Raw genomic sequence first — 12,173 nt, 5'->3', positions numbered from 1 at the left:
GCGTTGTCGCCGGTTTAGGCGCGCTTCATCTGGGTCTTCAGGTGGACACCGTTGCTCCAGTCCATCCCGCCGGCGAGGGTGTTCTCGTCAAACCAGACATGGTCACCCCCGGACGTGGGACCGCTCCACACAGCACCCTCCGGGTGGGTGTCGGCGGTCCAGCCCCGGCCCTGCAGATGAATGCATCCGTCACCACAGGACGACAGGTGCATGTTCGTGGTGTTGCCCACGCGGGCTTGGCCGGGGTCGCTGCTTTCGGTCACGGTTCCGATGTAGTCGCCGTCGGCCGGCGGTGCGGCCCACGCAGGACCGGTCGAACCGATGGCCATACAGGCAAGGACCGCGGCCGAGCCCATCAAGCGGTGTGCACCGATCATTTCCATCTCCTTCGCGACACCCGAGAGCCCCCCGGGGTTCTCTAGGTGACGCTATGGCGGCGGTTGCTCGGGCGATACAGGGTTTTCCCTTGTATTCGGTCCGGCGTCTAGTGCTTGCGGTGCATGAGGTTCTCGACGTAGTCGACACCGAACGGCTTGTGAGCACTCAATGCCTTGTCGCTGTTGAGGACGTAGTACCCGCCGCCCGGGTTGCTGGGGTCGACCTGGATGACGGCAATGATTTGATCGACCATCGCCTGGTCGCTTTTGGCCACGTAGTTACGCACATCTGCAAACAATTGATGGTCGATCGATTTCAGCTGCAGCCACCGGTACAGCTTGTCGTCCAGTGCCACGGTGTGATTCGGCCAGTCGGCGGCGGTGGTCGCGGGCTTAGCCGTCTTGGCCGCCTCGGTCAGCATGGTCCGGATGTTGTGCTCGAACCTGGTGACGTGGATGTGTAATTGCGGGACCTTGTGGGTGTTGCCGGAATTGATGGCCAGCACCCAGTCCTGTCCGGCGAGATGGCTGGCCGAATCTTTGGCCCAATTCGCGGCCCAGGGCCAGAGGTTGAGCATTTCGTCGGGCTTCCAGCATTTGTGGCATTCGATTCCGGTCGCCCGAACGAGGGGTAGTACCAACCAATCCCACTCGGCGAACTCCGGACCACCGGTGTGAACCGCGTAACCGTCTTTAGGCTCAGGATTCTTCGGGTTCATCGGATAGTCGACCTTGGTATTGGGATGCGGCGCCGCCGGGGTGGCGTCCTTGACGTCCTTCCACAGCGAGACGTTGTCGTCCTTACCGCCGCAGTTGTCGTTCGGTTGATCGGCAAAAGCGGGCCAGGATCCAGTTCCGGCAAATGCCACGCTGGCGCTGAGCGCCGCTGAGGTTGTGATGAACCGTCGGCGACTGAGGTCTCGACCGGTCGAATTGTGTGCCATTTGCCGCCCCTCGTATCGGGTATTTGAGTGGAGGGAGCGTATCGGCAGGTCAGGGCGGCACGGGCGAGAATCGCCGAGTTTATTCGACGGAGCTCCAATAACGGTGGGTGCGCCTGAAGGCTGGATGAGCGGGTCGGATTCATTCACCGGGGGCTCGGCGTAAACAAACGCGCCCTTGCGGCGCGCGAGTTGCCTAAAATAGCGAGGGTGGTAACGATCCGCGCGCTGCACGCCGCCTGCGTCGGCTTGACGCTGCTGTTCGGGGTCGAGGTCGGTACTGCGTCGGTGGCGTCAGCCGACCCGCCTTACCAGGACTGCGACCAGGCCCGCGCCGACGGGCGATCCAGCATTCCCTACACCGACCCGGCCTATCAGCCGGAGTTGGACTTCGACGGTGATGGTCTGGCCTGCGAGCCTTCAAAAGCACATCGCTCGAGACGGTGACGCGGCTCAGTGGCCGGCTTCGATGGCCGCGACCCGCGCGGTCGCGTCGGGTCCGCAGAACCGCTCTAGGTTCACTCCGCCCGCCGCGAGCACAGCGTCGATGCGGCGCTTGAGGTCGCCGGACGACAGGTGGGCATAGAGATTCGCGCCGGGGCATGACGTCTGCGCGAAGTCTCGATGACCTGCCAACGTTTCGGTCTTGACGCGAAAATTCTGCGCGGCCCAGGCGAATGCCAGTGCTGTTCCGCGAAGTTGGGCTTCCGACACTGCCTCGCGATCAAAGTCGCCTTCGCAGAGCACCAGGAAATGTCCGGTGGTGTCGTAATCGGTCGCCGTGTCGCCGGCCAACTCGGTGCTCCGCAATTCGTAGAGGTTGCCATTGCGGTCGACAGCGACGTGATACGCGATATCGATCCAACCCTTGTTCTGGTGGTACTCCTGGTCTTTGCGCAGCCGCTCCGGAGCGTTTCGGTTGTCGCCCAGCACAACTGCCTCATGGTGGAGAGTCAGCCGGGTAATCGTGTGGTGTTTTCCGCCGGGCCGCGCAGGTCGCGCGCCCCACGCCTCCCGGCACAGCAACAGCGCCGATTCGGCGGCCGTCGACTGAACGCGGGTGGTCGAGCTCGCCGAACTAGAGCACGCGCCGACAGCGGACGCGACGGCAACGCTTCCCGCAAACCGGAACAGCCGGCGGCGGCTGACCGCCTGCGGTGAGAGCCCATTCATGGCCTCACGGTACGGACCGTGCCGATCATCTCGGACGCTTACGGCTCCGGTCGGTCAGTTTCCGGTCACGATGCGCTGCTCGACGTACCGACCGGTCACGACGTTTGCCGTGGCCAGGTCCGCCAGGCGTTGCGTTTCCCGCTTGATCCGCCGGTTGAGCACCCGGTCGTCCCGTCGCGTCAGAGTGGCGGCACGCTTGCTGAGCAGGTCCAACTGCTTCCAGCTGAGTCCGTCGAGATCGCCCACGGAATCGTGAGTCGCGACGACCACCGCGCCGTACAGCAGCGGAACGGTTTTTGCGGTGAACTCGGTGGTCGCCAGAAGCATTTCGGTAGCGCTGCGATTCACCTTGCGCCGGCAACGTCGAGTGGACGGAGTGAACCAATAGTCGAACTGACGGTCGGCACTGCTGAGGCTTTCCAGCCCGTAATCGTGAACCAGCCCGACGATATCGGCGTTGCTGTAGGCGCGGGTTTCGTAAACGGCGCCCTCAGGACTGAAGTAGAGGATGGTGTTCATATCCGATGTCCTTTTCGACTCATGGCTGGACGGCCTCAGGGTGTGTAACGACGAATCACACGTATGTAATTCCCTCGATTACAGTTGGGCTAAACATTCCTAACGAAAAAGACACGAATCGGATCATGGAAGGAGTCCGCGGGGAGCGGCCGTGACCTCAAGGCGGTCGCCAAAATTCGCGCGAAACACAGGTGACCTGGCTGGTGAGCCGCGGGCAGATGTCTGACACACTGTCGGAATCGGCGCCCCTCACCCCTTGTCCGTCATCGTGAGTCTCGACCCGTGGAGCACGTGGATGAATGCTGCTGCTGTTCCCACAGCCGCCTGGCAGTTATCGGCCGCGATGCGTGCCGCCTCGCAAAAAGAGCACGACGCCGCCGAACGATCACCCTTCATCAGTGACCTCCTCGATGGCAGCCTCGGCGCGGAGGCCTACTGTGCCTACCTGGTCAGGCTGCGCACCATCTATGCCGCGTTGGAGGAAGCGATCCGTCACTATCGCCGTGACCCAGTCGTCGCGACGGTCTACGACCCCGCGCTCGAACGTCTGCCGGCGATCGACGGCGACCTCCATCACTGGGCCGACGGTCCGACGGCACATTTCGAGTCGCCGGCCGCCGACTCGTACCGACGTCGGTTGGAAGGCCTCGACAGCGGTGCCGCGCTGTTGGCCCACCACTACACCCGGTATCTCGGCGACCTGTCCGGCGGCCAAGCCATCGGTCGCAGCTTGGATCGCGTCTTCGACCTCGGTGGTGCGGGTCTTGCGTTCTACGCGTTCCCCGTGCGGCCCAAGCAGTACAAGGACGAGTACCGGGCTCGTCTCGACTCGCTGGCGCTCGACGCCGAGCAGATCGAAACGTTGCTGCGTGAGGTCAAGTTCGCGTTCGTACTGAACCAGGCTGTGCTGGACGAACTCAGCGACCAGTTCGCGGAGAGCGGTTCGCGTGAACGGTGACTCATTCGCGCCGGACGACCAGCCGCTCGACGACTTCGTCCCGGTGGGCACACCGATCGACCTGGACAACTGCGCCCGCGAACCCATTCACATTCCCGGCAGCATCCAGCCGCGCGGTGTGCTGGCGGTGCTGCGTGAGCCCAGCTTCGAGATCCGGCAGGTCAGCGCCAATGTCGCCGAACTCCTCGGCCGCTCCGTCGACGACGTCCTCGGACAGCACCTGTCGGCGCTGATCGGTGTCGCGCAGGCCGCGCGCATTCAGCAGGCTGCGTCCACGTTCGGTGAGCTCCGCCAGCGCAACCCACTCGATTGTCAGGTCGAGGTCGCCGGAGACCTGCGTCCCTTCGATGCCATTCTTCGCCGTGAGCCGAACGGTGTTCTGCTCGTCGAGCTCGAAATCGCTTTCGGCGAGCGGCCTTTCTCGTTCCCGAATACGTATCAGGCGGTTCGGAGCTCCGTAGAGGAGCTGAACCAAGCGTCGACCCTGGCCGAGTTGTACAACACCACTGCGCGTGCAGTCCGCGACCTCACCGGCTTCGACCGCGTCATGGTCTATCGCTACGACGATCACTACAACGGTGAGGTTGTCGCCGAGTCGAAGCGCGACGAGCTGAATTCGTTTCTCGGCCTGCACTACCCATCCACTGACATCCCAGCGCAGGCGCGTGCGCTTTATGAAAAGAATTGGATCCGGCTCATATCGGACGTCAACTACACGCCGATTCCACTGATGCCGCCCGTCGACCCGGACACCGGCGCGGCGCTTGATCTGACGTACGCGACGCTGCGCAGCGTGTCACCGATTCACATCGAATATCTGCAGAACATGGGCGTGCACGCGTCGATGTCGATTTCGTTGCTGCGGCGCGGAAGGCTGTGGGGACTCATTGCGTGTCATCACTACGCGGGTCCGCACCTTCCGCCGTTCGGCACTCGAGCGGCGGCCGAATTCCTCGGATCGACTCTGTCGCTGCGTCTGGTCGATCAGTTCGAGGACGATCAACTACACAAGCGCCTGGCATCGCAAGCCGTATTGGCCAAGCTCACGTCCGCCACGATGGGCGAGGACGAATCGATCGCGTCAGCGTTGTTGGGGGCGCCCGACTTACTGGACCTCGTCCCCGCGGACGGCGTCGTGATCAGTATCGACGGCGACACCCAAGTCCGCGGAACGGTCCCATCGCCAGAGGCGGTGACCGCGGTCGCGGAATGGGCGCGCGGGGCGGGAGAAGAAATTGCGAGCACCGAGTTTCTCTCCCGGGACCTGCCTGGGTTGCGCCTCGACCCGCACGTGGCTGCTGGGGCGTTCGCGCTGAACTTGCCCGACGGTCAATACGCCATCTGGTTCCGACGCGAGGTGGAGCGATCCGTGGACTGGGGTGGCGATCCGCACAATAAGGCGATTGCCGTCAGCGAGGGTGAAGAAGTACGAATCAGCCCGCGTAAGTCGTTCGAACGTTGGCGCGAGGTCGTGCGGGAACGCAGCGAACCGTGGACCGTGACCGAGACCGAGTCGGCCGAGGCGCTGCGCCGTCATCTGGTCGAATCGCTCTATCGCCGCACTCGCAGTGCGCTACGCATGGCCGAGACGATGCAACTCAGCTTGCTGCCCGATTCCATTCCCACCCTTGAGAATTGGCAGCTTTCGGCACACTATGAGCCTGCAGCAGGCGGTCGGGTCGGCGGCGATTGGTACGACGCTTTCGAATTGCGTGACGGGCGACTGGTGGTGGTTCTGGGTGATGTTGCCGGACATGGAATCACCGCTGCGGGCACGATGGCGCAGTTGCGTAATGCCTTGCGCGCGCAACTGTTCGTTGGTACCCATCCAGCGGAGGCGCTGAAGGAGCTCAACGATTTCTGCGAGCACCTGATGCCGCGGGCGTTCGCCACGGTGGTCGTCGCGCGCATCGATCTCAGCACCGGGGAGGTCGAGGCAGCCTGCGCGGGCCACCTGATCCCATTCCTGACGAACGCGGTGACGGCTTTCCAGGCGCCCATACAGCTTTCACCGCCGATCGGTCTCAAGCACGTGACCTACGCGGCAAGCACGTTCACCATCGAGTCGGGGCACAGGCTGGTCATGTACTCCGACGGTTTGGTCGAACGACGCGGTGAGGCGATCGACGACGGCATCAACCGGCTCAAGGAGACTCTCACCCGCCCGGGTGACGCGCCGGCGTCGCGAATCCGGGAGGTGATGGAGTGGGGTGACGCCCACGACGACGTCACCATCGTCACCCTCCGCCGACCCTGAATATCGACCGTTGACCAGGCTTTAGCCTGGCGAAAAAGGTGAAGGGCGCACCCCCGTACTTCGCGTTATGCTTCGGCGCGAAAGCCCATCGAACAGGAGCGATCGTCATGGCCGACGAGGTGAAGGTCGATCCCGTCGCGCTGCACAACGGCAGCAATGACCTGCTGGATTCGGTGGGTGATGCGTCGTTGCGTTTCGTCGGCCACGAGGACGGTTTGGCCGCGGCCGCCTCGGGTTGGATCGGCTCTTCGCAGGAGGCGCTCGGCGAGCTAGCCGCGCGCTGGGAAGCCCGCCACGGTCATCACAAGTCACAGGTCGGCAGGCTGGGGTCACATGTCGGTGAGGCAATGACTCGCTTCGTCGCCCACGAGGACAACTCGACTCAAGCGGTCAGGTCGTTGGGGGAGTAGGTAGTTCGTGGCGCCGCTGACTCCGGCCGACGTCAAGCGTTGGGATCCTGAAGCGATCCACGGTGTGTTCCAGACCGCCACCAATCGCGCGTCGAGTTTGCAGACGCTGGGCGACAACCTGCAGCAGGTGCACCTCAATCTCAGTGAATGGCACGGGGAGTCCGGCGACGCGTTTCGTGCCGACCTCGGCAAGACGCGGCGTGACATCGAAGCAGACGGGCATGAGTCCAGGCAGGTCGCCGCGGCGGTATCGCGTGCCGAGGCTGACGTGCGAGCGGTCAAGGCTGAGCTCGAGAGCATTGAGCAATCGGCACACCAGTTCGGCTTCACCATCACCTCGGACTGGCGGGTCGACACCGGTGGCGCGAAGCTCGAGAACGCCAAGTTGCTTGCGCAACAACAGCTGCAGGGGACGCTCGACGTCTGCAGGCTGCACGCGCACAGCGCTGATCAAGAACTCGCCGCCGCGATTCGCAGCGCCGTTGGCGAGGTTCCGGATGGCGTTGCACCCTCACCGCTGGGTGCGGGTGAGCCGAAGACGTTGCAAGACATGCTTTTATCGGCCGGTCCTGCCGGCGCGCAGAGTGGCGGCGACCCGGCAAAGGGGCCGCCGATTCCAGGTGATGCTGCGGGTGGCGTGACGCCGTCGCTGGAAGACATGATGCTTGGGCGCGGTGAGCCGGCCGGCCCCAAGGGCCCGTCCGGAGATCCGCTCGAGCTGTTGAGCCGAATACCACCTGCGAACAGGGGCGCTGCCCCGCCGCCGTTGAAGCCGGCGGAAATCGAGAGTTTCAAGGCAATGGCACGCCAGACAATGATCAACGACGGCGTGCCGCCGGAGCAGATCGAGGCCAGGCTCGATGCAGTCGTCGCCAATACCCAGCAGTGGTTGAATGCCGGGGCGCCGAACTACGTCGCCCCGGAAGCCCCGCGGCCGCCTGCCCCGGGATTCGGTGAGGGATTCGGCGACCGATGGTTCGCCATGGAGAACGCAATCCACGACCTCACCGGGCAAAACGGCGGCGGCGCAATGGGCGACGCCTGGGGCGGAATGGCGAAGGGCCTGGCGAACAGAGCCGAGGAACTGGCACGCTACGGGCCGCTTGCCCCCGTCAATGATCTGACGCACGAAGTCAAGAGCTTCCTGGACAACCCCGCTTACTACGCGGGCGGCAGAACTGCTGACGCTGCCATCTCCGCGCCGGCGATGATGTTCGGTCCAGAGACCTTGGGCCTGAGGGCAGGGCTTAGTGATATCGACGTGTATGCCGGCATGACGCGTCCCGCGAATGTTGATATCGGCCTTGACAATCCGACCAGTTACCACAAGTGGGCTGAGTCAGCGGCCCAAGATCTTTTTTCAGCTTTCACGCATGGGGAGCCCACTGGAGGCCTGACGGAACATCTCTCTGACATGGTGACTCACACGGTTGGTGACAATCCCGATCGAGTAGTGCTGGGGAGATGGGACGGCCAGGACGGCGGCTACATCGGTGAAGCCCGGTCGCACGGCGGCATCTTCTTCGATACGGGCGACCCGACATGGAAAGCCCTAGCCGAGGGGTTGAACAAATACACCGAGCAAGATCTAGTCTGGCCGGTCAACGAGCAATTCCTTCGCACTCAGATGGAGGATCAGGTCGGGCGTATCGACTTCGTGCTGGATCCCAAATACTCGTCTCTGGAGCACATGGCCGAAGACCGTGCAGGATCTTATGCTTCCTACGAAGTAAATTATCTCAACGAGGTGGCGCACACGTATGGTTACGAGCGCGTCGGAGACTCGTGGATACACATGGGAGGAGGGACGAGATGACCTCCGAGTTTTACGCAAAAGTCAAGGTCAAAATTGAGCCGCTGCTAGACAGTCTTGGTTTCGTATTAGACGACGTGGATGACAGTCCTGATGATGGCGGGGCCGCGCGTCACATCGTTTACTACCGATCTACCGACTGTAAATTACAGATCTACTATTCTGCGCGCGAAGGCGAAACCAATTGCATGGTTGCGCCGGCGAATGCCCGCAATCAATTCGGGTTGAATGACGAGAAGTGGTACTTCGTCAGTTACTTTTCAGAGCGGCCACCAAATGTTTCACCCCAGGAGCGGGTCCGCGCCGCGCTCGCGGAAGTACGGGCGTACGACGACCGGTTGGATTGGGTGAAAGATCGCATTATCAAGCACTTTGACGCGGCGAGGGCCGGTATTCTGGAGAAGTACGGTCCGCCGAGCTAGCGGGCGGCCATTTCTGTTAAGTGGCGGAGAAGCTTGTCGATGGACGCAGTCCGAGTGGAACAGAAACTTAGACCCTGCCTGGCGCAGGCCGGATTTTCGGTCGCTAAGCAACAGATCGGAAAAATGGCACCTCATGCTGATGCTGAGTGAGGCACGCGATGATCTCGTGACGCCAGGGCCGGGTGCAGATGACGAAACCGAAATGGCTTGGCTTGAAGCGCTATTCCAAATTCATATCGAGCCAGCTCGTCGCAGATTCGCGTCGAAGCACGATTGCTGACGAGGTGAGCAGTGGCATCAACGTTCGCTGACGACGTACGAACGATCGTTGGACCGACATTGGATAAATTGGGCCTCACGTTCGACGGGTTAACGGAAGAGGTTGACGGCAGTTTCGACGAAGGCGGGCGACCGGCCGCAGTCGTTTACTACCGTGCGTCTGATTGCAAGATTCAAATTTACAAGTCATCGCGTGAAGGCAACGTCAATTGCATGATCGCTCCGATATCCGCGCGCAACGCGTTCGGTCCGCAAGACCGGTCGCTGACCTGGCGATTCCTCAATGAGTTCTCGCCGACTCCCGATGTGTCGCTCGAGGAGCTGGCTAAAAACGTCGGTTACAAGGCCAAGTCCGATTCTGAGCAGCTGACAGCAGTGAGAGATCGAATAGTCGAATGCTACGACGACGCGCACGCTGGAATCCTCCGGAACTAGGCCGGTTCACAGCGCAGAATCCCGCTCCGCCACCTTCGCGGCCCGACCCGCCACCATCGCGGTCACCAGGGCCACAGCGACGAAAACGATTGCACCGCAGGGCCCGGCGATGTTGAGACCGCGGACGGTCCGCACCGACAAGACCGCCGCAACAACCGCAACGCCCGTGACGACGTGCAGTGGCGTCAGGCGCAGCGCTGCCCGGTGACCGGCCACCCATGCGCGATCACTGCGCATCGTCGAAGGTGTGCGAATCCCGACGAATTGGTTACGCCGCAGGCGCCCCTTCGCGGCCGCCCAGTCGATGGCGATGAGCAGGGCGGTCAGGAACACGAAGGTTGCGGCCATGAAGGCGGTCAAGGCAACGCTCTCAGATCCCATCTCGACAACCCTATGAGCAGGTCGGAAGGGCTGTTGTAATACCGCATGTTCTGGGTACAAGATCGGCATGCAACGGCCCGACACGATGATCGAGATACACCGAGAACGCGTCCAGGATCAGACCGTCGAGATGTTCGGCGGCGACCAGTACACCGAGGCAGTCGACGGACCCGGCTACTCGGCCACCGCGACACTTGATCTGACCCTCGACCGCGTCTGGTTCATCCACGACGCGCAGCAGCGGCCGTGGCAGGAACAAATTGACGACGAAACTACGGATCCACTAAGGCATTTCGCAATCGATCTGGCAATCTTCGACTCGAAAATCGCCATCGACTCGGTGTCGTGTATTCCGCTGGTCTCGTTGCCGCCCAGGACAATCACGGTCCCGGACGGCCCGCGCGCCGATGAGTCGCGCGACATCCCGTACAACGAGATCCCGCTATTCGGGCGGCTGACCGTCCACGATCAGCTCGAACCACGGGAAACAGAGCCGGGCAAGCAAACTATCGCGCTGAATTTCAACGGCCAGGATTCGCCTGTGCTGCTGGTCAAGCCCTCCGACGATGACTATGCATCGCAGATATTCGGTGCGCACATCGACCGGCGCCCTGACGGCAGTGTCGCGTTCACCGACCAAGATCCGCGCATCACCTGGGAACTGGATTACGCCGAGGCGTACTGGATCACCCACTGCATCGCCGGCGAGTTGATGGTGAACCTCGAAAAGGTGCAACATCCCACCCTTTCCGACGACGACGCCAGGCTCAGAGTGCTGGACTCGTTGGCCGCCCAGATCGCCGACGCTGTCCGACCCAAACTCGCCGAGATGGGCGAGGGCGGCGTGATGGACCTGATGCCGGCCGCGCTGGAAGTCGACGCCGAGTCACGCGACGACAGTACGGTGAAAGCCCTCGACGCCGTTGTCCAGCGCTTCGACCTCGGCGGGGTCACCCATGAGTCCATGGTCATTCAGCTGCAGACCGTGCGCGAGTTGCCGTCGGGCGAAGAGCTGCCTATCTCGATTCTGGCCGAAAACCCGCATGAGAAAACAGGATTGGCCGTCACGGGCTGGAGCATTCTTCGTCAGGTCCGCGACACGGTGATGAACACCTTCGATCTCGAGGAGAGCGACTTCGACGCCGAGGTTCCTTGCCTGCTTGCGGGCCCGAAGACCATTTCCATCGGCGGGCAGGAGCGCTGCCTGGAAGCCCTCGACGCCGACGTCGTGCCGCGCACTCAGGACGGCCGGCTGGTCGTCGACGGCACGGTGAGCGCTGAAACCACCCTCTATGACTTCAACGCCACCTTCAAAGTCACCTACGAGATGGGTCTCGACGACATCCCGCGCGATCCCGATGGCCACGAGACCCGTCGCGCCGATCTGGAAACCATCGAGAGCCTCGAGCAAGCGCTCAGCGCGGCTCGCGACCAGAAGCGGGCCGGCCGGTTGAGCGACGAAGAGTACGAGGCGGAGGTCAAACGGGTCCACGAGCGGCTCGACGACCTTCCCAAGACCGTCGGCGTGCGACCGACCCAGAATCCGTCCGAGGCGGAAGTCAACCCGGACTTCAGCCTGACCATCCCCGGGAAGGTGGCGGCGGCAGCCGGTGCCGCGGCCACTGTCGGACTGCTCGCGCTGCCGGTGACCTGGGTGGCGGGGGCGGCCGGCGTTGGCGCCGCGGGCGCAGGCGGTCTGCTGAGTCTCGCCATCGTGCAGTACCTCACCACTGTGCTGACCATCGACTGGTTCGGCGTCGGGCTCGGCTCTCGGCAAGTGAAGCAATCGCTCAACGACCGTCCGGAGGGAACGTCGTTGCCGCCGATCGGAATACCGGTCGACGTGGACTTCAACCGTCAGCGCCTCGCGGTGTACTTCCGCCCGCTGCCGTCGAAGATGTGGATCGGCAGCGTCGCGGTCGACGACGAAGAAGCCGAACACCCTGAGGTCCGGGTGGTCGCCGGCCGCTGGCCGACCGATGACCAGCCATGGAAGCTCTCCATCGACGACGCCATGCTCTACGCCGACTCCGGCGAACTACAGCTGTTCATGGAACCTGACAGCGTCAGCGGGGACGGCCCGTCCGTCGAGGTCGCCACCGCCGATGACGGGCGTCGCTACCTGCAGGTGGAGAACGAGGACGCCGACCGGTTGGCACGCCTTCCGCGCCTGTGTGTCGAAGACAACGCAACCGACGGGAAGTGAGC

The 12,173-nt window shown here is 62.9% G+C and carries 13 protein-coding genes; 8 read left to right on the top strand and 5 right to left on the bottom strand.

Annotated elements, in window-relative coordinates; all coding sequences use genetic code 11:
• Positions 1-14 precede the first annotated feature (14 nt).
• Together ACZYW1_RS04475 and ACZYW1_RS04470 are read right to left on the bottom strand one after the other, a co-directional pair.
• Positions 15-377 carry a hypothetical protein gene (locus ACZYW1_RS04475; protein WP_463783612.1) on the bottom strand — a complete coding sequence of 121 codons (363 nt, stop codon included), beginning with the start codon at positions 375-377 and terminating at the stop codon, positions 15-17.
• Positions 378-484: 107 nt separating this feature from the next.
• Positions 485-1,321: a CDP-diacylglycerol diphosphatase gene (locus tag ACZYW1_RS04470; RefSeq protein WP_463783610.1), complete on the bottom strand. Its 837-nt coding sequence runs from the start codon at positions 1,319-1,321 to the stop codon at positions 485-487.
• Between the two features lie 207 nt (positions 1,322-1,528).
• Between ACZYW1_RS04470 and ACZYW1_RS04465 the strand changes: the two genes are divergently transcribed.
• Positions 1,529-1,765: an excalibur calcium-binding domain-containing protein gene (locus ACZYW1_RS04465; RefSeq protein WP_463783608.1), complete on the top strand. Its 237-nt coding sequence runs from the start codon at positions 1,529-1,531 to the stop codon at positions 1,763-1,765.
• Positions 1,766-1,771: 6 nt separating this feature from the next.
• Here the strand turns inward: ACZYW1_RS04465 and ACZYW1_RS04460 are convergent, their stop codons facing one another.
• Both ACZYW1_RS04460 and ACZYW1_RS04455 read right to left on the bottom strand, forming a co-directional pair.
• Complete coding sequence (locus tag ACZYW1_RS04460; RefSeq protein ID WP_463783607.1) at positions 1,772-2,491, bottom strand: peptidoglycan recognition protein family protein; 720 nt, start codon at positions 2,489-2,491, stop codon at positions 1,772-1,774.
• Between the two features lie 54 nt (positions 2,492-2,545).
• Positions 2,546-3,010: a hypothetical protein gene (locus ACZYW1_RS04455; RefSeq protein WP_463783605.1), complete on the bottom strand. Its 465-nt coding sequence runs from the start codon at positions 3,008-3,010 to the stop codon at positions 2,546-2,548.
• A 295-nt stretch (positions 3,011-3,305) separates the two neighbouring features.
• On the opposite strand from ACZYW1_RS04455, the gene ACZYW1_RS04450 reads away from it, so the two are divergent.
• From ACZYW1_RS04450 to ACZYW1_RS04425, 6 genes are all read left to right on the top strand, one after another.
• Positions 3,306-3,968 carry a biliverdin-producing heme oxygenase gene (locus ACZYW1_RS04450; RefSeq protein ID WP_463783603.1) on the top strand — a complete coding sequence of 221 codons (663 nt, stop codon included), beginning with the start codon at positions 3,306-3,308 and terminating at the stop codon, positions 3,966-3,968.
• Complete coding sequence (locus ACZYW1_RS04445; protein ID WP_463783600.1) at positions 3,958-6,225, top strand: SpoIIE family protein phosphatase; 2,268 nt, start codon at positions 3,958-3,960, stop codon at positions 6,223-6,225. The genes ACZYW1_RS04450 and ACZYW1_RS04445 overlap by 11 nt, the downstream gene beginning before the upstream one ends.
• 107 nt (positions 6,226-6,332) lie before the next feature.
• On the top strand, positions 6,333-6,635 hold the full coding sequence (locus tag ACZYW1_RS04440) for an RNA 2'-phosphotransferase (protein WP_463783599.1): 303 nt from the start codon (positions 6,333-6,335) through the stop codon (positions 6,633-6,635).
• A gap of 7 nt (positions 6,636-6,642) precedes the next feature.
• Positions 6,643-8,451 carry a WXG100 family type VII secretion target gene (locus tag ACZYW1_RS04435; protein WP_463783597.1) on the top strand — a complete coding sequence of 603 codons (1,809 nt, stop codon included), beginning with the start codon at positions 6,643-6,645 and terminating at the stop codon, positions 8,449-8,451.
• Positions 8,448-8,870, top strand: coding sequence for a hypothetical protein (locus ACZYW1_RS04430; RefSeq protein WP_463783596.1), 423 nt, complete (start codon positions 8,448-8,450; stop codon positions 8,868-8,870). Before ACZYW1_RS04435 ends, ACZYW1_RS04430 begins: the two co-directional genes overlap by 4 nt.
• Positions 8,871-9,161: 291 nt before the next feature.
• A complete protein-coding gene (locus tag ACZYW1_RS04425) occupies positions 9,162-9,584 on the top strand; it encodes a hypothetical protein (RefSeq protein ID WP_463783594.1) in 423 nt (140 codons plus the stop codon).
• Positions 9,585-9,590: 6 nt separating this feature from the next.
• On the opposite strand, the gene ACZYW1_RS04420 is transcribed toward ACZYW1_RS04425, so the two are convergent.
• Positions 9,591-9,965: an SdpI family protein gene (locus tag ACZYW1_RS04420; RefSeq protein ID WP_463783593.1), complete on the bottom strand. Its 375-nt coding sequence runs from the start codon at positions 9,963-9,965 to the stop codon at positions 9,591-9,593.
• A gap of 67 nt (positions 9,966-10,032) precedes the next feature.
• Between ACZYW1_RS04420 and ACZYW1_RS04415 the strand changes: the two genes are divergently transcribed.
• Positions 10,033-12,171, top strand: coding sequence for a hypothetical protein (locus ACZYW1_RS04415; RefSeq protein WP_463783592.1), 2,139 nt, complete (start codon positions 10,033-10,035; stop codon positions 12,169-12,171).
• The last annotated feature ends 2 nt before the right edge of the window (positions 12,172-12,173 follow it).

The organism is Mycobacterium sp. IDUB_36 (assembly GCF_055419225.1).
This window is presented reverse-complemented; position numbering and strand designations above follow the sequence as displayed.

Coding starts and splice junctions, on each gene's coding strand:
- ACZYW1_RS04475 (WP_463783612.1), bottom strand. CDS start 377: ATGATCGGTGCACACCGCTTGATGGGCTCGGCCGCGGTCCTTGCCTGT.
- ACZYW1_RS04470 (WP_463783610.1), bottom strand. CDS start 1,321: ATGGCACACAATTCGACCGGTCGAGACCTCAGTCGCCGACGGTTCATC.
- ACZYW1_RS04460 (WP_463783607.1), bottom strand. CDS start 2,491: ATGAATGGGCTCTCACCGCAGGCGGTCAGCCGCCGCCGGCTGTTCCGG.
- ACZYW1_RS04455 (WP_463783605.1), bottom strand. CDS start 3,010: ATGAACACCATCCTCTACTTCAGTCCTGAGGGCGCCGTTTACGAAACC.
- ACZYW1_RS04450 (WP_463783603.1), top strand. CDS start 3,306: ATGAATGCTGCTGCTGTTCCCACAGCCGCCTGGCAGTTATCGGCCGCG.
- ACZYW1_RS04440 (WP_463783599.1), top strand. CDS start 6,333: ATGGCCGACGAGGTGAAGGTCGATCCCGTCGCGCTGCACAACGGCAGC.
- ACZYW1_RS04430 (WP_463783596.1), top strand. CDS start 8,448: ATGACCTCCGAGTTTTACGCAAAAGTCAAGGTCAAAATTGAGCCGCTG.
- ACZYW1_RS04420 (WP_463783593.1), bottom strand. CDS start 9,965: ATGGGATCTGAGAGCGTTGCCTTGACCGCCTTCATGGCCGCAACCTTC.
- ACZYW1_RS04415 (WP_463783592.1), top strand. CDS start 10,033: ATGCAACGGCCCGACACGATGATCGAGATACACCGAGAACGCGTCCAG.